The 21,980-nt window shown below is 70.7% G+C and carries 22 protein-coding genes; 8 read left to right on the forward strand and 14 right to left on the reverse strand.

The genetic code is table 11. The features are described 5' to 3' along the window. Positions 1 to 3 precede the first annotated feature (3 nt). The 3 genes from fliP to AAHF99_RS01500 are packed head-to-tail and all read right to left on the reverse strand — an operon-like array spanning position 4 to position 2,221. Entirely contained in the window at positions 4 to 726 is a 723-nt protein-coding gene (fliP, locus tag AAHF99_RS01490; RefSeq protein ID WP_342162351.1) for a flagellar type III secretion system pore protein FliP, read from the reverse strand. Continuing rightward, positions 726 to 1,784 (reverse strand): lysylphosphatidylglycerol synthase domain-containing protein, encoded by a 1,059-nt coding sequence (locus AAHF99_RS01495; protein WP_342162352.1) that lies wholly within the window; start codon positions 1,782 to 1,784, stop codon positions 726 to 728. The genes fliP and AAHF99_RS01495 overlap by 1 nt, the downstream gene beginning before the upstream one ends. A gap of 26 nt (positions 1,785 to 1,810) precedes the next feature. Continuing rightward, positions 1,811 to 2,221 carry a hypothetical protein gene (locus AAHF99_RS01500; RefSeq protein ID WP_342162353.1) on the reverse strand — a complete coding sequence of 137 codons (411 nt, stop codon included), beginning with the start codon at positions 2,219 to 2,221 and terminating at the stop codon, positions 1,811 to 1,813. A 177-nt stretch (positions 2,222 to 2,398) separates the two neighbouring features. Between AAHF99_RS01500 and AAHF99_RS01505 the strand changes: the two genes are divergently transcribed. Further along, a complete protein-coding gene (locus tag AAHF99_RS01505) occupies positions 2,399 to 3,715 on the forward strand; it encodes a capsule biosynthesis protein (RefSeq protein ID WP_342162354.1) in 1,317 nt (438 codons plus the stop codon). Positions 3,716 to 3,798: 83 nt separating this feature from the next. Then, entirely contained in the window at positions 3,799 to 4,083 is a 285-nt protein-coding gene (locus AAHF99_RS01510) for a hypothetical protein (protein WP_342162856.1), read from the forward strand. 12 nt (positions 4,084 to 4,095) lie between these two features. On the opposite strand, the gene flbD is transcribed toward AAHF99_RS01510, so the two are convergent. The 8 genes from flbD to AAHF99_RS01550 form a co-directional block, all read right to left on the reverse strand. After that, positions 4,096 to 5,457, reverse strand: a complete 1,362-nt coding sequence (gene flbD, locus AAHF99_RS01515; RefSeq protein ID WP_342162355.1) for a sigma-54-dependent transcriptional regulator FlbD — start codon at positions 5,455 to 5,457, stop codon at positions 4,096 to 4,098. Positions 5,458 to 5,546: 89 nt separating this feature from the next. After that, positions 5,547 to 5,879 (reverse strand): flagellar motor switch protein FliN, encoded by a 333-nt coding sequence (gene fliN, locus AAHF99_RS01520; RefSeq protein WP_342162356.1) that lies wholly within the window; start codon positions 5,877 to 5,879, stop codon positions 5,547 to 5,549. 12 nt (positions 5,880 to 5,891) lie between these two features. After that, positions 5,892 to 6,497 carry a FliH/SctL family protein gene (locus AAHF99_RS01525; protein WP_243959496.1) on the reverse strand — a complete coding sequence of 202 codons (606 nt, stop codon included), beginning with the start codon at positions 6,495 to 6,497 and terminating at the stop codon, positions 5,892 to 5,894. Continuing rightward, positions 6,494 to 7,537 carry a flagellar motor switch protein FliG gene (locus tag AAHF99_RS01530; RefSeq protein WP_342162357.1) on the reverse strand — a complete coding sequence of 348 codons (1,044 nt, stop codon included), beginning with the start codon at positions 7,535 to 7,537 and terminating at the stop codon, positions 6,494 to 6,496. Before AAHF99_RS01530 ends, AAHF99_RS01525 begins: the two co-directional genes overlap by 4 nt. Before the next feature lie 17 nt (positions 7,538 to 7,554). After that, a complete protein-coding gene (gene fliF, locus AAHF99_RS01535; protein WP_342162358.1) occupies positions 7,555 to 9,213 on the reverse strand; it encodes a flagellar basal-body MS-ring/collar protein FliF in 1,659 nt (552 codons plus the stop codon). Positions 9,214 to 9,417: 204 nt separating this feature from the next. Next, a complete protein-coding gene (sciP, locus tag AAHF99_RS01540; RefSeq protein WP_238204121.1) occupies positions 9,418 to 9,693 on the reverse strand; it encodes a CtrA inhibitor SciP in 276 nt (91 codons plus the stop codon). Positions 9,694 to 9,784: 91 nt separating this feature from the next. Next, positions 9,785 to 10,474 (reverse strand): flagellar hook assembly protein FlgD, encoded by a 690-nt coding sequence (locus tag AAHF99_RS01545; protein WP_342162359.1) that lies wholly within the window; start codon positions 10,472 to 10,474, stop codon positions 9,785 to 9,787. A 13-nt stretch (positions 10,475 to 10,487) separates the two neighbouring features. After that, the gene (locus AAHF99_RS01550; protein ID WP_342162360.1) at positions 10,488 to 11,690 is read right to left on the reverse strand and encodes a flagellar hook-length control protein FliK; all 1,203 of its coding nucleotides are present in this window, start codon (positions 11,688 to 11,690) and stop codon (positions 10,488 to 10,490) included. A gap of 242 nt (positions 11,691 to 11,932) precedes the next feature. Between AAHF99_RS01550 and mnmA the strand changes: the two genes are divergently transcribed. The 4 genes from mnmA to AAHF99_RS01570 all read left to right on the forward strand — a co-directional run bounded on the left by mnmA (position 11,933) and on the right by AAHF99_RS01570 (position 16,133). Then, positions 11,933 to 13,084, forward strand: coding sequence for a tRNA 2-thiouridine(34) synthase MnmA (gene mnmA / locus AAHF99_RS01555; RefSeq protein WP_342162361.1), 1,152 nt, complete (start codon positions 11,933 to 11,935; stop codon positions 13,082 to 13,084). Positions 13,085 to 13,114: 30 nt separating this feature from the next. After that, positions 13,115 to 13,768, forward strand: a complete 654-nt coding sequence (locus tag AAHF99_RS01560) for a class I SAM-dependent methyltransferase (RefSeq protein ID WP_342162362.1) — start codon at positions 13,115 to 13,117, stop codon at positions 13,766 to 13,768. Further along, complete coding sequence (locus tag AAHF99_RS01565; protein ID WP_342162363.1) at positions 13,765 to 14,541, forward strand: TVP38/TMEM64 family protein; 777 nt, start codon at positions 13,765 to 13,767, stop codon at positions 14,539 to 14,541. The genes AAHF99_RS01560 and AAHF99_RS01565 overlap by 4 nt, the downstream gene beginning before the upstream one ends. 182 nt (positions 14,542 to 14,723) lie before the next feature. Next, positions 14,724 to 16,133, forward strand: a complete 1,410-nt coding sequence (locus tag AAHF99_RS01570) for a sensor histidine kinase (RefSeq protein WP_342162364.1) — start codon at positions 14,724 to 14,726, stop codon at positions 16,131 to 16,133. Between the two features lie 205 nt (positions 16,134 to 16,338). On the opposite strand, the gene bioB is transcribed toward AAHF99_RS01570, so the two are convergent. From bioB to AAHF99_RS01585, 3 genes are read right to left on the reverse strand one after another with little or no spacing between them, the layout of a single operon-like run. Continuing rightward, on the reverse strand, positions 16,339 to 17,337 hold the full coding sequence (bioB, locus tag AAHF99_RS01575) for a biotin synthase BioB (protein ID WP_342162365.1): 999 nt from the start codon (positions 17,335 to 17,337) through the stop codon (positions 16,339 to 16,341). 31 nt (positions 17,338 to 17,368) lie between these two features. Then, on the reverse strand, positions 17,369 to 18,244 hold the full coding sequence (locus AAHF99_RS01580) for a fumarylacetoacetate hydrolase family protein (protein WP_342162366.1): 876 nt from the start codon (positions 18,242 to 18,244) through the stop codon (positions 17,369 to 17,371). A gap of 34 nt (positions 18,245 to 18,278) precedes the next feature. Next, positions 18,279 to 20,015, reverse strand: a complete 1,737-nt coding sequence (locus AAHF99_RS01585; protein ID WP_342162857.1) for a PHA/PHB synthase family protein — start codon at positions 20,013 to 20,015, stop codon at positions 18,279 to 18,281. A gap of 256 nt (positions 20,016 to 20,271) precedes the next feature. Between AAHF99_RS01585 and AAHF99_RS01590 the strand changes: the two genes are divergently transcribed. Together AAHF99_RS01590 and AAHF99_RS01595 are read left to right on the forward strand one after the other, a co-directional pair. Next, entirely contained in the window at positions 20,272 to 20,652 is a 381-nt protein-coding gene (locus tag AAHF99_RS01590) for a hypothetical protein (protein ID WP_342162367.1), read from the forward strand. 99 nt (positions 20,653 to 20,751) lie between these two features. Further along, positions 20,752 to 21,969 (forward strand): LL-diaminopimelate aminotransferase, encoded by a 1,218-nt coding sequence (locus AAHF99_RS01595; protein WP_243959476.1) that lies wholly within the window; start codon positions 20,752 to 20,754, stop codon positions 21,967 to 21,969. Positions 21,970 to 21,980: the final 11 nt, after the last annotated feature.

Genomic DNA, 21,980 nt, shown 5'->3' on the forward strand with positions numbered 1-21,980 from the left:
CCTTTAGTTTCCGTAACTCTGAACGAGCGAGCCGGCCACCAGCCCCCACCCGTCCACGAGGACGAAGAAGATCAGCTTGAAGGGCAGGGCGACGGTGGCGGGGGGCACCATCATCATGCCCACCGCCATCAGCACCGAGGCGACGACGAGGTCGATGATCAGGAAGGGGATGAACAGCAGGAAGCCGATCTCGAAGGCGCGCCGCAATTCGGAGATCATGAAGGCGGGGGTCACGATCTCCAGTCCGACCTCCTCCGGGCCCTTGGGCACGGGGGCCTTGGCGAGGTCGAGGAACAACTTGAGATCCTTCTCGCGGACGTTCTTCAGCATGAAGGCCTTGAACGGGCCCGAGGCGCGCTCGAAGGCCTGCGCCTGGGTGATCCGCCCCGCGACCAGGGGCTCGATGCCGGCCGTGTAGGCCTCCCGGCCGGTGGGGGCCATGACGAAGGCGGTGAGGAACAGGGCGAGGCTGATGATCACCGCCGTGGGCGGGGCGGTCTGCGTGCCGAGCGCCGAGCGCAGGATCGAGAGCACCACGACGATGCGGGTGAAGGCGGTGGCCATCACCAGCACCGAGGGCGCCACCGCCAGCACGGTGATGAGCGCCACGAGTTGCAGGGCTCGCTCGGTCGTGCCCCCCGCGCCGAGATCGACGGTGAGGCTCTGGGCCGCGGCCGGTCCGGCGAGGAGCAGCAGCCCGGCAAGGGCGGTCAGGAGACGGGTCATCACGGCGTCGCGGCCGGGCCGATGCCGGTTCTCCGCGCCTCAAGGTTCTGCCACACCAGCAGGGCCGGAAGGCCCAGCACCACATCCGGCACGCGCTTGGCCAGCGACAGGGCGAGCGCCGTCCCGCCGTCGATCCCGAACAGGCCGCAGACCAGCACGAAGCCGCCCTCCTGCACCCCGAGCCCGCTCGGCACGAGGAACGCGACCGCCTTGATCGCCTGCCCCAGGGCCTCGATCACCACCACCTCCGTCAGGCCGAACGGATGGTCGCCGATACAGGCGAGCACGATGGCGACCTCGGCGACGCCGAACAGCCACGCCAGGGCGTGCAGGCCGAAGGATTGGGCGAGATGGCCGCGCCGGCCCTTGCCCCACACCGCGTCGAGGGCGCCCTGCACCTGCGGGCGGGGCTCCGGCTGCACCTCGGCCTCGCGCACGAAGCGGCGGCCGAGGGCGGCGATCCGTTCCTCAAGCACCCGCACGAGGCCGGTGCGCTGGAGGGCGAAGAACCCGCCGAGCAGCAGGGCCGCGACCCCCAGCGACCGCAGGGTCCAGCCCGCCAGCTCCGCCGCCTCCGGGCTCGGGACCCGGCTGAGGAACGCGGCGCCGAGCCCGGCGAACAGGGCGAGGGTGCCGACCTGGAACATCATGTCCGCCAGCACCGAGGCCGCCGCCAGGGCGCCGGGCACCCGCCAGAAGGTGAGGAGCCGCGCGCCGAGCACGTCGCCGCCCACCGAGGCCACCGGCAGGAGCACGTTGATGCCCTCGCGCACGAAGCGCAGGGTCAGGCAGGCGCCGGCCGGGGCAGGGACGAGCCCGTCGAGCAGCCGCGCCCAGGCGAGGCCGCAGACGAGGATCGCCGCCGCCCGCACCAGCACGACGCCCGCGAGGCCGAGGAAGCCGATCTTTCCGAAGGCCGTGGCCACGGCGGTGAGGTCGTTCGTCGCCACGAGCCACGCGGCGAGACCCAGCCCGACGAGCGTGCCGGCGAGCGGCAGCCGCCGCAGCACCGCGCGCCCGATGCGAGCCCGGTGCGACCGGTTCGAAGCGAAATCCAAGGCCGGGGCGTCCTCGCCGTGGCGTCTCAGGGAGAGCGGGGCGAGTCGTTCCCCGCGCCGCCAGTATCCGCGCCAGCGGCTAGACGGGCAATGGGGCCGAATTCGGGGAGCAGGGCGGCGCGGGCCCCCGCGACGCCGTCCGCCGGATCGAGCAGCAGCACCCGGCCCTCCGCGAGGCTCGCCCCCGTCGCGACCGCCACCGCCCGCTTGGGGCAGGGGCCGAGGCAGCCGGATTCGATCACGCAGAGCTTGCGCCGCTTACCCTTGCCCCCCGACGTGGGGGCGAGGTCCGCATGGGCCTCCTTGAGGAGCGTGCGGATCGCCTTGGCCGGCAGGCCCTGCCGCTTGGCGCATTTGGCGCACACCACGACGAGGCCGCCGAACTTGGACTTCGCCCTGCGAGGCTTGGCGGGGCTGGATCGTAATTCAATCGTCATCGGGCGCGACCATCGCAGGAAGGGGCGGGCAGCGGTAGGCGGCGCGATGCGGCGCAGCAACGCGGCCGGGGGGTGCCTTAAAAAGGGCCGAAAAGAACGGGATTCCGGAGCGGCGCACGGCCGTCCTCGGCCGGATTTCCCGCAAGGGAACCGGCGCAGATCAGGAACAGCGAGCGGATGAGCTTGGACGACGTCAAGGAGGACCAGCGCGAGGGCGAACTCGTCACGCTGATCCAGCCGACGATGACCGACCTTCGCCGCGAGGCGGAGACGATCCGGCCCATCCCCGAGAAGCGCGGGAAGCTGGCGCTGCTGCGCTCGGCCTCCACCCGGCTCGACTGGCGGCGCCTGCCGGGCCTGCGCCCGTCGCAGCCGGACGCCGAGGAGGCCAGCTATGCCGGCATGCTCATGCGCCGGGTCGGCCTGTTCGTGCTGCTGCCGACGGCGGTGGTCGCCCTCTACATGTTCGCCATCGCCTCGGACCAGTACACCGCCACGGCCCAGTTCGCGGTGCGCGGCAACGTCGAGCCGATGGAGCACGCCAGCCTCGGCCAGTTCACGGCGCTGATCCAGAAGCACAACAGCCAGGACGGCTACATCGTCCGCGACTACATCCAGAGCCAGGCCATGGTCGAGGCGCTGGAGAAGAGCATCCACATCTCGAAGATGTACTCACGGCCGGAAGCGGATTTCTGGGTACGGTACGACCCGCGCGATCCGATCGAGCAGCTGACGAAATACTGGCACAAGCAGACCAGCGCGGAGATCGACGCCATCTCCGGCGTGATCCGCCTGAACGTGCGCGCCTTCACCCCGGAGGACGCCGTCACCATCGCCCGCGAGGTGGTGACCCGCGCCGAGGTGCTGATCAACGACATCTCGAAACGCGCCCAGGCCGACATGGTCGCCCAGGCGAAGTCGGACGCCACCGCCGCCGAGGAACGCCTGCGCAAGGCGCATCTCGCCATCCAGAGCTTCCGCAACCAATGGGGCCTGATCGACCCGGTGAAGACCGCCGAGGGTACGCTGACGACGCTGACCCTCCTGCGCAAGGAGAAGATCAAGCTCGACAGCGACCTCCAGGTCCTGCGCTCCTCGAACCTCGACGAGCGGTCGCGCTCGATCCAGACGCTCGCGGCCCAGTCCAACGCCCTCGATCAGCAGATGACGAGCCTGCAGAACGAGATGACGAGCAGCGGCTCGGCGGACGGCCGGCAGAACCTCACCGAGGCGCTCCTCGCCTACGAGGGGCTGCTGGTGGAGCGCAGCATCGCCGAGAAGCTCGAGGAATCCGCGCACACGCTCTACGACAAGGCGCGGATCTCGGCCTCGAAGCAGCAGATCTTCCTGGCGACCTTCGAGCGCCCCGTCCTGCCGACGGAATCGCTTTATCCCGAGCGGGGGCGCACCGTCTTCGTGATGCTGTTCTGCTTCACGGTGCTGTGGAGTTCGTTCACCCTGGTCAAGGCAGGCATCAGGGATCAGCGAAGCTGATCTGGCCGGAAGCGGATACCGTTTTCGCGCCGGCTGATTTAGAGCAGGCGGCCATGGCCGCCCCGTCCCCCACCTCCCCACCCATGTCGGATTTCTCGGCCCTCGTTGCGAAGGCGATCAATCCCTCCATGTCGCGCGAGCAGCGCGAGGAGGTCTATGCCCGGGTGCGCGAGGCCGTCCTGAAGCTCCAGGAGCGCGACGGGCTCGACCCGTCCGATCCCCGCGCCGCCTATCGCCGCCACCTCGTGGAAGAGACGATCCGCGACATCGAGATCGACGTCGCGCGCTACGAATCCCTGCGCAAGCTGGACGAGGCCTTCGCCGCCCAGGCGAAGGAGCACAAGGCGCAATCCTCCGGGCGGCGGTAGGCCCCCCGGCCCTCAGCCGATCGCCGCGCTCGCCCGCGCCTGACCGGGCTCGGCCACGTCGAGGCCCGAGGCCACGTACTCGTTGAGCTTGTTGCGCAGGGTGCGGATCGAGATCCCGAGGATCTTGGCCGCATGGGTGCGGTTGCCGAGGCAATGGTCCAGGGTGTCGAGGATCAGGTCGCACTCGACCTGCGCCACCGTGCGCCCCACGAGGCCCCGCGTCACCGCCTCGGCCGCCTGGGCGGCCCGGGCCGCCGGCCCCTCCGGCGCCAGGGTGTCGCCCTCCGGGGTGAGCAGCGCCTCGGGCCCGATCTCCGGGCCGTTGGCCAGGAGCACCGCCCGGTGCAGGGTGTTCTCCAGTTCGCGCACGTTGCCGCGCCACGGGTTCTTCAGCATCAGCGATTGCGCCTGCATCGAGAGCGGGCGCATCGGCAGGCCGTTCGACTCGGCGTAGCGCCGGGCGAAATGCGCGGCGAGTTCGAGGATGTCGCCGGGCCGCTCGCGCAGCGGCGGCAGGCGCAGGGAGACGACGTTCAGCCGATAGAGCAGGTCTTCGCGGAACGTACCCTTGCGGACCTCCTCCGCGAGGTTGCGGTTCGAGGTGGCGAGCACGCGGATGTCGACCTTCACCGACGCGGTGCCGCCGACCCGGTCGATGACCCGCTCCTGCAGCGCCCGCAGCAGCTTGGCCTGCAGCCGCACGTCCATCTCGGAGATCTCGTCGAGGAGCAGGGTGCCGCCATGGGCCTCCTCGAACCGGCCGATGCGCCGGGCGATGGCCCCGGTGAAGGCCCCCTTCTCGTGGCCGAACAATTCCGATTCGAGCAGGGCTTCGGGAATCGCGGCGCAGTTCACCGAGACGAAGGGCTTGGCCGCCCGGTTCGACTTGGCGTGCAGGTAGCGGGCGAGCACCTCCTTGCCGGTGCCGCTCTCGCCGGTGATCAGCACGGAGGCCTCCGCGCGGGCGACCTGCTCGGCCAGCCGCACCACCCGCTCCATCGCCCCGTCGCGCCACACGAACGGGCTGCGGTCGGCGGCTACCGCCTCCAGCACCGCCGCGATCATTTCGGGGTCCGGCGGCAGGGGGATGTATTCCCGCGCCCCCGCCCGGATCGCCGCCACCGCCGCGTTGGCATCCGCCGAGACGCCGCAGGCGACGACCGGCGTGCGAATGCGCTCGGCCTCCAGGGCGCCGATCAGCCCGGCGATGGGCTGGCCGACATCGACCATCACGAGGTCCGCGCCCTTGGCCCGCAGGACGTTGAGGCCCTGCGGCACGCCGTCGGCCTGCGTCACGGACGCGCCGCGCGACATGGCGATCTTCGAGGCGGTGATGAGCTCGCCGTTGAGCCGGCCGATCATCAGGAGCCGCATGGGCCTGTTCCTTCCACAAACCAGTCAGAGGGGTCTGGCAGGGCGCCGCCCTGCACCCGCCGGAGGGCCCGCCCTCCGGCCACCCCGGTTCATTCGCCCTTGACGATCTCGGTCATCGTCACGCCGAGCCGGTCCTCGACGAGGACGACCTCGCCGCGGGCGACCAAGCGGTTGTTCACGTAGACGTCGATGGCCTCGCCGACCTTGCGGTCGAGTTCGAGCACCGTGCCGGGGCCGAGGCGCAGCAGGTCGCCGATGGGCATCCGCGCGGCGCCGAGCACCGCCGAGACCATCACCGGCACGTCGAACAATTGTTCGAGGTCGGCGGCGGACTTCGGCGAGGTCGGCGCGTCGCGGATCGATTCCGGGGCGAAATCGCCGTCGGTGTCGCCGAGCTGGGGCAGGCTGAAATCGTCGGACATGCGTCCTCCGCGTCAGGAGAAGGAGGGGAGGCCGAGGGCCTCCGCGACGGCGGCCTCGATGCGGGCGCGCTCGCGCACGACGCCGCCATCGGCCCATTCGATCCGGGCATCGCCCGGCAGGGTCTCGGGGTCGCCCAGCACCACGAGGCGCCCCTCGAAGCCGCGCTCGCGGGCGAGGCGCTTCACCAGGGTCTCGGCCTCGTCCACGAGACTGTCATGGACCCGCACCACGAGGTGGGGCACCCCGCGCAGGTGCTGCAGGGCGGTGCGGGCCGCCTCGCCGATGCCGATCAGCGGCTGCGCGTCGAGGGCGTCCCCCGCCACCTTGCGGGCGATGAGCATGGCGAGTTCCACGGCCTGCGCCTCGCGCTCGGCCTCCCGCGCGTCGGCGGAGGCCAGGAGCCCGGCGGCCGAGAGGGCGAGCCGGGTCATCGCGTCGGAGAGGCGGGCCTGCGCCTGCCCCTCGGCCTGGAGGCGGCCTTCCTGCACCCCGCGCGCGAAGCCCGATTGCTCGGCCTGCACGGCCTCCTCGGCGGCGCGCATGGCCTCGGCGCTCGGCTGGGGCCGGCGGAAGTCGGTGTCGAACAGGAAGGGCGTCGTCCGGCGCGCGGGGCTCAATAGACCAACTCCTCCTCGGCGCTGTTCTTGGCAATCATGATCTCGCCCTTCTCGGCAAGGTCCTTGGCCGTCTCGGTCATCTTGGCCTGGGCCTCATCGACCTCCTTGAGGCGCACGGGGCCCAGCGCCTGCATCTCGTCCGTCAGGTTCTTGGCGGCGCGGGTCGACATCTGCGCCAGGAAGAAGGCCCGCGTGCGCTCGTTGGCGCCCTTTAGGGCGCGGCACAGGGTGTCGTTGTCGATCTTGCGCAGCAGGGTCTGCACGCTGCCCGGATCGAGCTTCAGCAGGTCCTCGAAGGTGAACATCAACTCGCGGATGCGCTTGGCCGAGCCGCGGTTCGCCTGGTCGAGGGCGGCGAGGAAGCGGCCCTCGGTCTGCCGGTCGAAGGCGTTGAACACGTCCGCCATCATCTCGTGGGCATCGCGCCGCTGGGTCTGGGCGATGGTCGAGACGAACTCGACGCGCAACGTCTCCTCGATGTGGCGCAGGGCCTCCTTCTGCACGGTCTCCATGCGCAACATCCGGTTGAGCACGTCGATGGCGAAATCCTCGGGCAGGATGGTGAGGACCTTGGCGGCGTAGTCCGCCCGCACCCGCGAGAGCACCACCGCGACGGTCTGCGGGTATTCGTTGCGCAGGAACGAGGCCAGGATCTCGGGATCGACCTGGGCGATGGACGCCCAGACGCGCTTGCCCGAGGCGCCCTTGATCTCCGCCATGATCAGGGAGACCTGCTCGCTGGGGAAGATCTTGAGCAGCAGCGCCTCGGTGCGCTCGAAGTTCGAGGAGATGCCGCCGCTGTTGCCGAGCTTGGTGACGAACTCGATGATCAGCTTCTCGACGGTCTGCACCTCGAGGGCGCCGAGCTGCACCATCGCGGCGCTGACCTTCTTGACCTCCTCCTCCTCGAGGGCCTGCCAGATCGGCGCGCCCTCCTCGTCGCCGAGCATCAGCAGCAGCGCGGCCGCCCGCTGGGGGCCGTCGAGCCGCACCAATTCCCCGCCGCCAGCCCTCTCGGGATTGCCGATACCCGCCGCCATCGCTCGACCTCAGCTCCTCAATCCTCGTGGATCCACGAGCGCAGCACCTCGACCGTCTCGGCCGGGCTCGCGCGCACCATGTCCACCACGCGTTGCACCGTTTCGGCCTGCACCTGGCCGTTGATCTTGGCGAATTCCATCAGCCGGGCGGTGGGGTTGTCGCGCTCCACCATCGTCACCGCGCCGCCGCCACCGCCGTTCCCGGTGGTCACGGTGATCGTCGCGCCGGGGGGCAGGCCCTCGATCAGCCCGCCGGCCGCGCCGGCCGCCACCTCGGCGGGGGGCGCCAGCACCTGCCGCACCAGCGGGCGCACCACCGTCATCAGCACGATCAGCGTCAGGATCGCGAGCACGCCGAGTTCGCCCAGGCGCATCACGTCCTCGCGAGAGGGCGAGAGCAGCGACTGGATCAGGCCCGGGTCGTCGAATTGCGGGGTCCCGGCCGGGCCTTCCGCGAAGCGCAGGTTCACCACCTCGATCTGGTCGCCGCGCCCCTTGTCGAAGCCGACCGCGCTGCGCACCAGGGCGGCGATGCGCTCGATCTCGGCGGGCTGGCGCGGGCTGTAGGTGGCCTTGCCGTCCGGCCCGACGGCGTAGACGCCGTCCACCACCACCGCCACCGAGAGCCGCTTGAGCCGGCCGCCCTCGGCCACCTCCGTCTTGGTGACGCGGGAGATCTCGTAGTTCGTCGTCTCCTCGTTCTTGTTGGTGGCGTCCTTCTGGGCGGCGGGCTTGTCGCCGCCGTTGGCGCCCGGCAGCTCGTTGCCGACGGAGGTCGCCCCGCCGTCGGGGCCGCCGGTCAGGGAGGATTCCGTCCGCGTCTGGGAGGAGCGCACCACCCGGCTTTCCGGGTCGAAGGTCTCGGAGCGGCTCTCGATCCGGTTGAGGTCGAGTTCGGCGTTCACCTGCACCCGCGCCCGGCCGGGGCCGACGATGCCGGCCACCACGTCCTCGATCTGCGAGCGCAGGCGCTTCTCCAGGACGAGCTGCCGGTCCTCCATGGCCGCCGCGCCCTCCTGGTCGGCGCCGCGCGCGCCGTCGGCGAGCAGCCGGCCGCGCTCGTCCACGATGGAGACCCGGTCGGGCCGCAGCCCCTCGACCGCCGAGGCCACGAGGTGGCGCACCGCCCGCACCTGCCCCGGATCGAGGTCGCCCATCAGCTTGAGCACGATCGCCGCCGAGGGCGTCTCGCGGTCGCGCTCGAACAGGCGGCGCTCCGGCAGGACGAGGTGGACGCGGGCCGCCTGGACCCGGCCGATGGCGCGGATCGAGCGGGCGAGCTCCCCTTCGAGCGCCCGCAGGTGGTTCACGTTCTGCACGAAGTTCGTGGATGAGAACGCGTCGCCCTTGTCGAAGATCTCGTAGCCGACGCCCGCCTGGGTCGGCAGGCCCTTGCCGGCGAGGTCCATGCGCAGGCGCGGCAGGTCGGCGCGCGGAGCCAGGATGGTCTGGCCGGTGTCGCCCTTGGTCTCGTAGCGGATGCCGCGGGCGTCGAGGTCGCGGATCACGGCGGCCGAATCCTGCATCGACAGGTCGGAGAACAGCACGCCCATGTCGGGGCGCGAGACGCGCAGGATGATGAACGCGAAGAAGCCGATGAGCGTCAGCGTCACGGCCGCCATCGCGGCGAGCCGGGCCGGGCCGAGCTTCGTAACGAGATCGATGATCGGCTTCACGGATGGGACGCTCGGGACGCGGGCGGCCCCGGATCGGGACCACTCGGCAGAAATTGCCCGGCTTGTGGTTAGCGACCCGTTAAGATCCGTGCGGGATGTCCGGACGTGCGAAAGCCGCGCCGGGGGTGATCCGGGCGCGGCTCCAGGCCGAGGCGAAGGTGGGGGTGGACGGCTGCCGGGACCGGCGGGCACGTCCGGCCGCCATCAGTGCCGGTAGTGCTGGATGCGCGTGGTGCGCAGGCCAGCGAGGCCGTGCTGGTCGATGGAGAACTGCCAGCTGAGGAATTCCTCGGTGGTCAGCGTATAACGCTTGCAGGCCTCCTCCAGGCTGAGGAGACCGCCGCGCACGGCGGCCACGACCTCCGCCTTCCGGCGGATCACCCAACGCCGGGTGGTCGGCGGAGGCAGGTCCGCGATGGTCAGGGGACTGCCGTCGGGCCCGATCACGTATTTCACTCTCGGGCGGTGGGGTTCGGTCATGATACGCTCTACACTCGACTAACCCGTCGAGGGATGAAGCTACTTGCGCCCACCTAAGAGATGGTGAAGCGGATCGCTTGGATGTGATTCGTTACGAGCCGCTTGTGGACAACCCGATCAACTGGACGCTGGACAGGGGAACCTTCTGCGATCCCACCAGCAGCATCGGCGTGGTGCCGCTGAGATCGACTTCCGTCACCGTGCCGGTCACGCTCGTATCCACGGCGACGTTGGCGCCGGTGGTGTCCTGCGCCGCGATCTTGATGGAATAGGTGCCGTCCGGCGCCGTGAGGCCCGCCGAGGTCTTGCCGTTCCACGTGAAGGCCTGGCTGCCGGCGGTGAGGGCGGTGGTCTGCGTGGCGACCACGTTCCCCTTGGCATCGCTGATGGTGATGGCGGCCTTCGGCGCCGCGCGGGCGGGATCGAGGGTCCAGGTGGCCGTGCCGTCCTGCAACTGGGCCGAGGTGCCGTCCGTGGTGACGGTCTTGCCGATATAGCTCGTGGCCGTGGCCGTGCTCGCCGTCTTCGAGGCGGTGAGGATGCTGTCGAGCCGGTCGTTCGTCTTCAATTGCTGCTCGACGCCCGCGAACTGCACCAGCTGCTGCGTGAACTGGTTGGTGTCCATCGGGTCGAGGGGGTTCTGGTTCTTGAGCTGCGTGGTGAGCAGGGTCAGGAACTGGGTGAAGTTGTTGGCGATGCCGGTGGCGTCGCTCGTGCTGCTCGACGAACTCGACGTGGACGTGGTGCTGCTGTTGACGAGACTGGAGATGCCGGAGGTCATGGGGGTCGTCTCCTCAAATTCGGATGTCGAGGCCGCCGTAGCCGCGCAGCATGCGCAGGGGCACGGCCTCGGGGGGCATGTCGGTTCGGTCGGTCGACCAGGGGCTGGCCTGACGGCCGTCGCCGCCGGGCTGGCCGTTGGACTGCCCGCCCGCGTTGCCGCCGTCGCCGCGTAGGGACACGTTCACCCCGCCCGCGCTGGGGTCGAGCCCCGCCTGGGTCAGGGCCTGCTGCAACTGGCCGGCGTCGCGCTGGAGCAGGGCGAGGGTGTCGGGCCGGTCCACGACGAGGTGGGTCGCCACGGTGCCCTTGGCCTTGTCAATCTCGAGCTTCACGTCGATCCGCCCGAGCTCGACGGGATCGAGGCGGATCTGGAACTCGCTGGAGCCGGCGAGCGAGCGCAGGCCGATGGTCATCGGCACCTGCCCGAGGGGTACGGGGGCCTGCGTCGGCGCGGGCGCCTGGGCGGACTGAGTCGCTGCCGCCGGAGTGTTGGACGTGGTCTGCGTGACGCCCTGGGTCGCGGCGGCGGCCTGCGGCGCGGTCGTGGCGGTCGTGCCGGTCTCGCCGAGGAGGGCGAGGAAATCCTTGGCGTCGGCGCCCTTGCCGTCCGTAAGCGCGGCGGCGTCGCCGGTCCCGGAGGCCTCGACGGCGCCGGGCACCGACGCGGCGGCACTCGCCACGGTGGCGGCCTCCCCCGTGGCCGTCGCGGCGGCCTGGGCCTGGGCGGCCGGAGACGCCGCCGCCGGGTTCGGCTGGATCGGAATCAGCACCGGAGTCGGCGTGGGCGTCGCCGCCGCAGCCTCCTCCTTGGCCACGCTGTCGGTCGCGGCGGCAGCGGCCTTCGCCGGCTTGGCCCCGGTCTCCGGGGTTGCGTCGGCATCGGCCGTCTTGCCGTCGGCCGCATCCGGCTTGGCCGGGGCCTTGTCGCGGAGGGGCTTGTTGTCGTCGGAACGGGCCGCGCGGGGCGAGTCGTCGGCGGACGAACGGGCCTTGGTCGTCTCGCGGGAGTCGGCGGTTTTGTCGTCCCGGCGGGCGGCGGCGCGGTCCTGGCTCCGGGTGTCCTCGGCCTTGCGCGGGGTCGCGGCCTCCGGCTTGGCGAGCATGGCGTCGAACCGCGACGACTGTGAGTCGGCCGCGCGCCACGCCGGCTCGGCCCTCTGGCCTTGCGCGCGCCACGCCTTGGTCTCCACTCGATCCGTCCCGCCCAATGCCATGCACCTGACTCCTCCCTGCCGAGCGAGCAAGGGCCGAGCCACGGCCGGAAATCGGTTAACTTACTGAAACACAGACAGAATGCCGGAGAAGCGCCCCAGCCTTGGAGCGCCCGCGACGGCGGAAGCTGCCGTCCGGCCGGCAGGATCTGCCGGGTGGCGGTTTTCACACGCGCCCGCAACGGCTATAGACGGGGCCGGCGGACCGGCAGCCTCGGGCGCAAGGCCGCCTCACGCGGCCCGAGATGAACACCCTCGACCTTCCGAACCCACCCCACGAGACGCGCGTCGTCGTCGCCATGTCCGGCGGCGTGGATTCCAGCGTCGTCGCCGGCCTGCTCAAGCGGCAGGGGTTCGATGTGGTGGGCGTCACCCTGCAGCTCTACGACCACGGCGCGGCGACCCATCGCCGGGGCGCCTGCTGCGCGGGGCAGGACATCAACGACGCCCGCGCGGCGGCCGACCATCTCGGCATTCCCCATTACGTCCTCGATTACGAGGACCGCTTCCGCGACGCGGTGATCGACAAGTTCGCCGAGAGCTACCTCGCGGGCGAGACGCCGATTCCCTGCGTCGAGTGCAACCGCACCGTGAAGTTCCGCGACCTGCTCGGGCTGGCCAAGGAACTCGGCGCCGACGCGCTGGCCACCGGCCATTACGTGGCGAGCCGCCCCCTGCCCGGCGGCGGGCGGGCGCTGCACCGGGCGATGGATCCGGCTCGCGACCAGAGCTACTTCCTCTACGCGACGACGCCCGAGCAGCTCGCCTTCCTACGCTTCCCGCTGGGAGAGATGGGCAAGGACGAGACGCGGGCGCTGGCCCGCGACCTCGGGCTCGCCATCTCCGAGAAGCCGGACAGCCAGGACATCTGCTTCGTCCCGCAGGGCCGCTACAGCGACGTGATCGCGCGCCTGCGCCCGGACGCCGCCCGCCCCGGCGAAATCGTGGACCTGTCCGGCCGGGCGCTCGGGCGCCACGAGGGCATCCTGCATTACACGGTGGGCCAGCGCCGGGGGCTCGGCCTCTCGGGACGCGAACCGCTCTACGTCGTGCGGCTGGAAGCCGAGACCGCCCGCGTGGTCGTCGGCCCCCGCGCGGCGCTGGCCACCAGCCGCATCCGGCTCACCGAGGTGAACTGGCTCGGCGACGGCGACCGTGAGGCGGTGCGCGATCTCCCCGTGGCGGTGCGGGTGCGCTCCACCCGTCCGCCCCGGCCGGCTTTGCTCACCCTCGACGACGGGGGTGCGGAGATCGTCCTCGCGGAAGCCGAGGACGGCGTCTCCCCCGGCCAGGCCTGCGTCATCTACGACGACGATGATTCCCGCGCGCGGGTGCTCGGCGGCGGCACCATTCGCCGCGTCGATGCGTTCTCGGCCAAGCCGCTGGAAGCGGCCTAGCTTCTCCCAACCCAGGACCATCCGACAGCCATGTTGAGCGAGCCGCAGGTGGCCGGGCCGAGCACGGCCCTGATGCGCAAGGCCTATGCCCGCTGGGCGCCCGTCTACGACGTGGTCTACGACAAGCTCACCGAGCCCGCCGCGCGGGCGGCGGTGGAGGCGGCCTCCCTCCACGGGCCGCGCATCCTGGAAGCCGGCGTCGGCACCGGGCTGGCGCTGGGCTACTACCCGAAGGGCAGCTTCGTCTGCGGCGTCGACCTGTCCGAGGACATGCTGAAGCGCGCCCGCGGCAAGGTGCATCGCAAGGGCCTGTCGCATGTGCGCGGCCTTCAGGTGATGGATGTGTGCCATCTCGGCTATGCCGATGCGAGCTTCGACGCGGTGGTGGCGCAGTTCCTCATCACCCTCGTGCCGGACCCGGAGGCCGCGCTCTCCGAATTCCTGCGGGTGGTGAAGCCGGGCGGCGGCATCGTGCTCGCCAACCATTTCGGCCAGGATTCCGGGCCGCTCGCCAAGGTCGAGGAGGTGGTGGCGCCCCTCTGCACGAAGATCGGCTGGTCGTCGGACTTCAAGGCCGCGCGGATCGAGGCCTGGGCTCGGCGCAACGGCGTCGAGGTGCTGGGCCTGAAGCCGACCTTCCCCGGCGGCTTCTTCAAGATCCTGCGGATGCGCAAGGCCGGGTGAGCGCGCAGGCGCCCCCAGAGAGCCGCTGGCGGCAAGTGCGCCGCTGGCTGCCCCTGATCCTCCTCGTCGGCCTCTCCGTGGCGGTGCTCGTCTCCGGCGCGGCGCATCTCCTCAGCCTGGACCGGCTGCTCGCCTCCCGCGCCTGGCTGAAGGCCTTCGTGGGGGAGGGCTACGGGCGGGCCATGGTCGTGGCCTTCCTCGTCTATCTCGGCGCGGTCATCGTCTCCGTACCGGCGACGCTGTTCCTCACCATGGTCTGCGGCTTCCTGTTCGGCATCGTGCCGGGAGCCTTGCTCGCCGTCTGCGCGGCCACGACCGGGGGCTCCCTCGTCTTCTCCATCGGGCGCGGCCCCGGCCGGGACCTGCTGCAGCGCTTCGGCGGACCGCGCCTCGACCGGTTCGCGGCTTCCTTCCGGCGGGACGCCTTCGGCTACATCGCGACCTTCCGGGTGCTGCCGCTCTTTCCGTTCTGGGTCACGAACCTCGCGCCGGCCGCCTGCGGCGTGCGGCTGCGGACTTTCGTCGCCGCGACCTTCCTCGGCCTCCTGCCCGGCGCCCTCGTCTACGCGACCACCGGCGCGGGGATCGAGGACGTGGTCGCCGCCCACGAGACGGCGCGGGCCGCCTGCCTCGCGGAGGGCGGGACGGGCTGCGACGACGCCATCGCCCTGTCCGCCCTCGTCACGCCCAAGATGGTCGCGGGCCTCGGCTCCCTGGGCGTCTTCGGCCTCGTGACCCTCATCCTCAGCCGGCGGATGCGGCGCCGGGTGTGAGGCGCGGCATCGTTGCAGAGGTATTCATACGCAGCGGGTGATCCTGCCCTCGACGCTGGGGCGGGCGGGAGCTATCGACGGGGGGCTGCTCCACCGTCCGGCCTTCCGACGGCAGTGGAAGCGGGGGGGTGTGAGTTCGCGTGAAAGCGGAAACCGACAGCCTTGTCGGACCGGCTCGGGAGGTGTCGGCCGCCCCGGTGGCCGGTGTCGACCTGCGCCCGCGCCGGCTCGGCCTGTCCGGGCGGCTGTTCCTCGTCACCGTCGCCTTCGTGGTGGTGGCCGAGATCCTGACCTTCGTCCCTGCCGTCGCCAATTACCGCATCGAGTGGATGGACGACCGGCTGGCCGCCGCGCAGGTGGCGGCCCTGGTCCTCGACGGCCGCACGGCGGAGCCCGTCTCGGAGGATCTGGAGAGCCGGCTGCTCCAGGGCGTCAACGCGCGGGCCATCGTCGTGCGCGGCAGCGGGGCGCAGCGCCTCCTCGCCATCGAGCCGATCCCCGAGCGGGTCGCGGACACGGTCGATCTCGGGCAGGTCACGACCTGGAGCGCCCTGCGTGGGGCGTGGCGGACGCTGGTCTCGCCGGTCACGGAGCCGATCCGCGTCCTCGGCGAGGGCAAGCCCGGCTTCGGGCGGGTGGAAATCCTCCTCGACGAGGCGCCCCTGCGCACGGCGATGATCGACTACGCCCTCCGGCTCGCGGTCTCCTCGCTCATCATCGCGGCGGTGGCGGCGGGGCTCGTCTTCGTGACGCTGCAGGTGCTGATCGTGCGCCCGGTGCGCCGGCTCGCCACCAACATCACCGCCTTCGCGGATGCGCCGGAGGATGCGGCGCGGATCATCACGCCCTCCGACCGTGCCGACGAGATCGGGCAGGCCGAGGCGGCCCTGGCGAAGATGCAGCGCGGCCTCGCGGATCAGTTGCGCCAGAAGCGGCGCCTCGCGGAACTCGGGCTCGCCGTCAGCAAGATCAGCCACGAGTTGCGCAACCTCCTCACGGCGGCGCAGCTCCTCGGGGACCGCCTCGAATCCGCCGCCGACCCCTCGGTGCAGCGCATCGCGCCGCGCCTCGTCGGCACCCTGGCGCGGGCCATCCGCTTCTGCGAGGGCACCCTGGCCTATGGCAGGGCCATCGAGCCGGAGCCGCGCCTCGCGCCGACGCCGCTGGCCCCGCTGCTGGCGGATCTGCCGGACATCGCCGCCCTCGCCGCGCATCCGGTCGCGGTGACGGTCGATGGGGGCGGGCTCTCGGTCCTGGCCGATTCCGAGCAGGTGTCGCGGGCGCTCGCCAACCTCGTGCGCAACGCCGTGCAGGCCCTCGACGGGGCGGCCGTGGCGGGTCCGACGGTGCGGGTGACGGCGGCGGCCGGGCCGGAGGAGAAGGTGACGATCCTCGTCTTGGACAACGGGCCGGGTCTGCCGCAGCGGGCGCGGGAGAACCTGTTCGCGCCGTTCCAGGGCTCGGTGAAGGCCGGCGGTACCGGCCTCGGCCTGCCCATCGCGGCCGAACTCATCGAGATGAACGGCGGCCGCCTCTGCCTCGACGAGACGTCCGACGGCACCCGCTTCCGGATCGTGCTGCCGGCGGCGTGAGGATTGGGGCGAATAGGGAGTAGCGAGTAGCGAATAGTTGATTGGGAACGTGCGCCCGAACTGAACGATCTGCTTTACATTCGCAGGCTCTGAGAGCACGCTATTCGCTATTCGCTATTCGCTATTCGCTATTCGCTATTCGCTATTCGCTATTCGCTATTCGCTATTCGCTATTCGCTATTCGCTATTCGCTATTCGCTATTCGCTATTCCGCCGCCGCGCGGGTCTCCACCGGCACGCGGATGCCGAGATCGGCCAACAGGGCGACGTCCGCGTCCTCGTCGGCGTTGGCGGTGGTGAGCAGGCGCTCGCCATAGAAGATCGAGTTCGCGCCGGCCAGGAAGCACAGGGTCTGCGCCTCGCGGGTCAGGCTCTTGCGGCCGGCGCTCAGGCGCACCCGGGCGCGGGGCATCACGATGCGGGCGGTGGCGCACATCCGCACGAGGTCGAACGGGTCGATGGCCGGCTGGTCGGCGAGCGGCGTGCCCGGCACGGCCACGAGGGCGTTGATCGGCACGCTCTCCGGGTGGGGGGCGTGGTTCGCCAGGACCTGCAGCATCGCGGCCCGGTCGGTCGTCTCCTCGCCCATGCCGACGATGCCGCCGCAGCACACACCGATCCCCGCCGCGCGGACGTTCTCCAGGGTGCGGAGCCGGTCGTCGTAGGTGCGGGTGGAGATGATGTCGCCGTAGAAATCCGGCCCGGTATCGAGGTTGTGGTTGTAGGCGGTGAGCCCCGCCTCGGCGAGGCGCCCGGCCTGCGAGGGCGAGAGCATCCCCAGCGTCACGCAGGCTTCCATGCCCATGGCGCGCACGCCGCGCACCATGGTGAGCACCGCGTCGAATTCCGGTCCGTCCTTCGGCTGGCGCCACGCCGCGCCCATGCAGAAGCGGTGGGCGCCGGCGGCCTTGGCGGCGGCGGCCTCGGCCAGCACGGCCTCCGGCTTCATCAGCCGCTCGCGCTCCACCCCAGCCTCCTTGTGGTGGGCCGATTGCGGGCAATAGGCGCAATCCTCGGGGCAGCCCCCGGTCTTGATCGAGAGCAGCGAGGCCCGCTGGATGTCCGCCGGGTCGTTGTAGCGGCGATGGATCGTCGCCGCCCGGAACACGAGGTCCATCAACGGGGCATCGTGGATCGCGCGGATCTCCTCCACGGTCCAATCGTGGCGGATGTCGTCCCGGAGGGTCACGGCAGGCTCGCTCATGCCGTTTCTTGCCGGGCTCGGCCGGGAAAAATCAAGCCCCCGCGGCGGCCTTCGCGGTCCAGGCGTCGAAGGCGACGACCTTCTGGCGTTGCTCGCCGAGCCTGGCGATGCGCAGCACCATCTCGTCGCCCTCCTTCAGGTAGGTCGGCGGGTTCATGCCGAGCCCGACACCGGGGGGCGTACCGGTGGTGATGACGTCGCCGGGTTCCAGCAGCATGAAATGCGAGCAATAGGCGACGATCTGCGGGACATCGAAGATCATCGTCGCCGTCGAGCCGGTCTGGCGGCGCTCGCCGTTCACGTCGAGGCTCATGGCGAGGCTCTTGAGGTCGCCGACCTCGTCGAGGGTCACGAGCCAGGGACCCAGCGGCCCGAAGGTCGGCGCGCTCTTACCCTTGGTCCAGGTTGGGCCCCGGTTCATCTGCCAGTCCCGCTCGGAGACATCGTTGCAGATGCAGGCGCCGGCCACGTAGTCCAGCGCCTCGTTGGCGTGCACGTAGCTCGCCGGGCGGCCGATCACCACCGCCAGCTCCACCTCCCAGTCGGTGCAGGAGGAGCCCTTGGGCAGGATCACCGTGTCGTTGGGGCCGCACAGGCTCGACGGCGCCTTGTTGAACACGATGGGTTCGGAGGGGATCGCCGCGCCGGTCTCGGCGGCGTGGTCGGCGTAGTTCAGGCCGATCGCCACCACGTTGCGGGTGCCGCCGACGCAGGGCCCGAGCCGTGTGTCAGGCGGCAGGAGCGGCAGGCGCTCGGGGTCGATCAGCTTCAGCCGCGCGAGGGATTCGGGCGAGAGCGCCGGGCCGGCGATGTCCCTCACCATGCCCGAGAGGTCGCGAAGGCCCCCCTTCGCATCCACGAGACCGGGCTTCTCGTCTCCGGGCGCGCCGTGGCGGATCAGCTTCATCCTGCGACCTTTCCGTGTGCGGCGTCCGGGCCCGTCAGGACCGGACGCGGACATAGGTGCCCGGCGCCGGGCCGAGGGAGGGCAGGGCGCCTCCGCCGGGGCTGCGGGCGGGTACCCGCTCGGGGGCCTGCGCCTCCATCCAGCGCAACCAGTAAGGCCACCACGAGCCGGACGTCTCGGCGGCCTTCTCCAGCCATTCCTCGAATTGGCCCTTCACCGGACCGCCGGTCCAGAACCCGTATTTCGGCTTGGCCGGCGGGTTGACCACCCCCGCGATATGGCCCGACCCCGCCAGGACGTAATCCACGGTGCCGCCGAAGCGCTTCGAGCCCTTGAACACCGACAGGGCGGGGGCGATGTGGTCCTCGCGGGTGGCGAGGTTGAAGACCGGGACCTTCACCCGCTTCAGGTCGAGGCGCACGTTGCTGAGCACCATCCGGCCCTTGGCGAGGTTGTTCTCCAGGTAGCAGTTGCGCAGGTAGAAGGAATGGTTCGCCGCCGGCATCCGGGTGGCGTCCGAATTCCAGTAGAGCAGGTCGAAGGCCGAGGGCGCCTTGCCCTTGATGTAGTTGTTGACGACGTAGGGCCAGATCAGGTCGTTTGGCCGCAGCATGTTGAAGGCGTTGGCCATGCGCGCGCCCTCGAGGTAGCCGCGCTCCCCCATGGTCTTCTCGACCTGCTTGATCTGCTCCTCGTCCGCGAAGACCTTCAGGTCGCCGGCATGGGTGAAGTCCACCTGCGTGGTCAGCAGCGTCGCGCTGGTGATGCGCTTGCGGCCGGTCGCGGCCTGCATGGCGAGGGTCACCGCGAGCAGCGTGCCGCCGACGCAATAGCCCGCCGCCGCCACCTCGTTCTCGCCCGTCGCGGCGCCGACCGCGTCGATGGCGGCCTCGATCCCCTCGTTCATGTAGGACTCGAAGTCCTTCTCGGCGTGCCGCTCGTCGGGGTTCACCCACGAGATGCAGAACACCGTCAGCCCCTGGTCCACCATCCACTTGATGAAGCTCTTCTGGGGGTTCAGGTCGAGGATGTAGAACTTGTTGATCCACGGCGGCACGATCAGGAGCGGGCGCTTGAACACCGTCTCCGTCGTGGGCGCGTACTGGATCAGCTCGATCAGGTCGTTGCGGAACACGACCTCGCCCGGCGTCACCGCCATGTTGCGGCCGACCTCGAAGCCGGACGGGTCGGTCTGGCGCACGCGCAGCGCCCCGTTCCCGGCCTGCATGTCCTCCTCGTACATCTTGAGGCCGCGCACGAGGTTGGCGCCGTTCTCCGCCAGCGTGTGGCGGATCAGTTCCGGGTTGGTCGCCAGGAAGTTCGAGGGCGAGAGCATGCTCGTCACCTGCCGCAGGTAGAACTGCGCCTTGTGCCGGGTGTGCTCGTCGATGCCCTCGGCATCCTCCACCAGATCCTCCGCCCAGCGGGTGGCGATCAGGTAGCCCTGCTTGATGAAGTCGAAATATGGGTTCTCCGACCAGTCGGGATGCGCGAAGCGGTTGTCGCGCGGCTCCGGCGCGGCCACGGGCGGCGTCTGCTGGCCCTGCAGCTTCTGGTAGGTCGAGCCCCAGAGGGTGAGGAAATCCTGCGACAGGCGCGTCTGCGCCTCGACGGTGCGGCTCGGGTCGGTCAGCCACGATTCCGCGACCTTGCCGAGGGTGCGCACCATCTCGCCGACCTCGGGGGAGGCGCCGGCCGGCGTCTCGGGCGTCAGGTAGCGGGCGGCGCTGCGGCCCAGCGCCTCGACCAGTTGGCCGGCATTGCGCGACATCGCCTCGAAATCGGGCAGGGCGGGAGAGGCCTCCGGGGCCGCCGGAGTGGGCGCGGCTTTCTCCGCCGCCTGCCTGTGCTGCGGGCTCGTCACGGCTTGCCTCCCTGGATCATCGCGACCCGCCTGTGCCGGCGAGCCTCGTTTCCGACACATTAAGGAGCGAGCCGGACGTTTCGCCACCCCGGCGCGGGTTTCCCCGCGACAACCGACCCATGTTCTCATCGCGCAACCGCTAACCGGCGCGGGAGGATCCTTGATGACGCCCGCCCTGCGACGCTGCGTTGCCCTTGCCCTCCTCGTCACGCCCTTGGGCGCCTGCTCGGGCGACACGGTGCGCACCCTCGCGGCCGACGCCGGCTACGGCCCTCGCAAGGTCGATGCCCCGGACTTCGTGACGAACACCCGGCCGAAGGACACGCCCGATTTCATGGCGGTGGGGGTCGATGCGCCCAAGCGGACGGTCCGCGCCAAGAACGCCGAGAGCCAGAAGGCCCTCGAATCCGAGCTGGAGAACGCCCGCGGGCGCAACGTGGCGCGGGGCCGGGCGGCCGAGAGCGCGGCCAAGGGCGTCGCCAAGGGCATCGCGCCCCCACCCGACCCGGCCGCGCCGAAGCCCGCCACGCCCCCGCCGCAGTGACGGATTTTTAAGGGTCGGCGGGCGAGGCCGGCTCTGCTATATGCAGCGGTTCGCGCCCCACAGGGACCTGACGACACGGGCGCGCCCATGGAAACGCCGATGACCGACTTTCACCGCATCAAGCGACTCCCGCCTTACGTGTTCGAGCAGGTGAACCGGATCAAGGCGGCCGCCCGAGCTAACGGCGCCGACATCATCGATCTCGGCATGGGCAACCCGGACCTCGATGCGCCCCGGCACGTCATCGCCAAGCTGTGCGAGACGGCGGGCCGTCCGCGCACCGACCGCTATTCCGCCTCCAAGGGCATCGCCGGCCTGCGCCGCGCCCAGGCCGGCTATTACGCGCGCCGCTTCGGCGTGAAGCTGAACCCCGACACCCAGGTGGTGGCGACGCTCGGCTCGAAGGAAGGCTTCGCCAACATGGCCCAGGCGATCACCGCCCCGGGCGACGTGGTGCTGGTGCCGAACCCGAGCTACCCGATCCACGCCTTCGGCTTCCTGATGGCCGGCGGCGTGATCCGCTCCGTGCCGGCCGAGCCGACCCCGGCCATGTTCCCGGCCCTGGAACGGGCGATGCAGCACTCGATCCCGAAGCCGGTGGCTTTGGTCGTCTGCTATCCCTCGAACCCGACCGCCTATGTCGCCGGGCTCGATTTCTACCGGGACCTCGTGGCCTTCGCGAAGAAGCACGAGCTGATCCTGCTCTCCGACCTCGCCTATGCCGAGGTCTATTTCGACGGCGAGCCGCCGCCCTCGGTGCTGCAGGTGCCGGGCGCGATGGATTGCACGGTGGAGTTCACCTCCCTGTCGAAGACCTATTCCATGGCCGGCTGGCGCATGGGCTTCGCGGTGGGCAACGAGCGGCTGCTCGCGGCGCTCACGCGGGTGAAATCCTACCTCGATTACGGCGCCTTCACGCCGATCCAGGTGGCGGCCACCGCCGCCCTGAACGGGCCGGACGATTGCATCCACGAGATGCGCGCCATCTACAAGAAGCGCCGCGAGGCCCTGGTCGATTCCTTCGGCAAGGCCGGCTGGAAGATCCCGGCCCCGGCCGCCTCGATGTTCGCCTGGGTGCCGATCCCCGAGCGCTACCGCTCCATGGGCAGCCTCGAATTCTCGAAGCTGCTTCTGGAGAAATCCGACGTGGCGGTCGCCCCCGGCATCGGCTTCGGCGAGCACGGCGACGATTACGTCCGCATCGCCATGGTCGAGAACGAGCAGCGCATCCGGCAGGCCGCGCGCAACCTGCGCAAGTTCTTCGATGCGGCCGACAAGTCCCTGCACAACGTCGTGCCGATGGCGCAGGCCGTCTGACGGGGCTCCGG

This window comes from Methylobacterium litchii, from assembly GCF_038442315.1.
GTDB classification, from domain to species: Bacteria; Pseudomonadota; Alphaproteobacteria; order Rhizobiales; family Beijerinckiaceae; genus Methylobacterium; species Methylobacterium litchii.

Bases quoted from the DNA above. Each gene is read 5' to 3' on its own strand.
- flbD (WP_342162355.1), bottom strand. From the start codon at position 5,457: ATGCGGCTCCTGATGATCGGCCGGCTCAACGGCGAGCTCATCACCGCC.
- fliP (WP_342162351.1), bottom strand. From the start codon at position 726: ATGACCCGTCTCCTGACCGCCCTTGCCGGGCTGCTGCTCCTCGCCGGA.
- AAHF99_RS01530 (WP_342162357.1), bottom strand. From the start codon at position 7,537: ATGGCGGCGGGTATCGGCAATCCCGAGAGGGCTGGCGGCGGGGAATTG.
- mnmA (WP_342162361.1), top strand. From the start codon at position 11,933: ATGAACACCCTCGACCTTCCGAACCCACCCCACGAGACGCGCGTCGTC.
- fliN (WP_342162356.1), bottom strand. From the start codon at position 5,879: ATGTCCGACGATTTCAGCCTGCCCCAGCTCGGCGACACCGACGGCGAT.
- AAHF99_RS01550 (WP_342162360.1), bottom strand. From the start codon at position 11,690: ATGGCATTGGGCGGGACGGATCGAGTGGAGACCAAGGCGTGGCGCGCG.
- AAHF99_RS01560 (WP_342162362.1), top strand. From the start codon at position 13,115: ATGTTGAGCGAGCCGCAGGTGGCCGGGCCGAGCACGGCCCTGATGCGC.
- AAHF99_RS01500 (WP_342162353.1), bottom strand. From the start codon at position 2,221: ATGACGATTGAATTACGATCCAGCCCCGCCAAGCCTCGCAGGGCGAAG.
- AAHF99_RS01595 (WP_243959476.1), top strand. From the start codon at position 20,752: ATGACCGACTTTCACCGCATCAAGCGACTCCCGCCTTACGTGTTCGAG.
- AAHF99_RS01590 (WP_342162367.1), top strand. From the start codon at position 20,272: ATGACGCCCGCCCTGCGACGCTGCGTTGCCCTTGCCCTCCTCGTCACG.
- AAHF99_RS01585 (WP_342162857.1), bottom strand. From the start codon at position 20,015: ATGTCGCGCAATGCCGGCCAACTGGTCGAGGCGCTGGGCCGCAGCGCC.
- bioB (WP_342162365.1), bottom strand. From the start codon at position 17,337: ATGAGCGAGCCTGCCGTGACCCTCCGGGACGACATCCGCCACGATTGG.
- sciP (WP_238204121.1), bottom strand. From the start codon at position 9,693: ATGACCGAACCCCACCGCCCGAGAGTGAAATACGTGATCGGGCCCGAC.
- AAHF99_RS01580 (WP_342162366.1), bottom strand. From the start codon at position 18,244: ATGAAGCTGATCCGCCACGGCGCGCCCGGAGACGAGAAGCCCGGTCTC.
- AAHF99_RS01505 (WP_342162354.1), top strand. From the start codon at position 2,399: ATGAGCTTGGACGACGTCAAGGAGGACCAGCGCGAGGGCGAACTCGTC.
- AAHF99_RS01510 (WP_342162856.1), top strand. From the start codon at position 3,799: ATGTCGGATTTCTCGGCCCTCGTTGCGAAGGCGATCAATCCCTCCATG.
- AAHF99_RS01545 (WP_342162359.1), bottom strand. From the start codon at position 10,474: ATGACCTCCGGCATCTCCAGTCTCGTCAACAGCAGCACCACGTCCACG.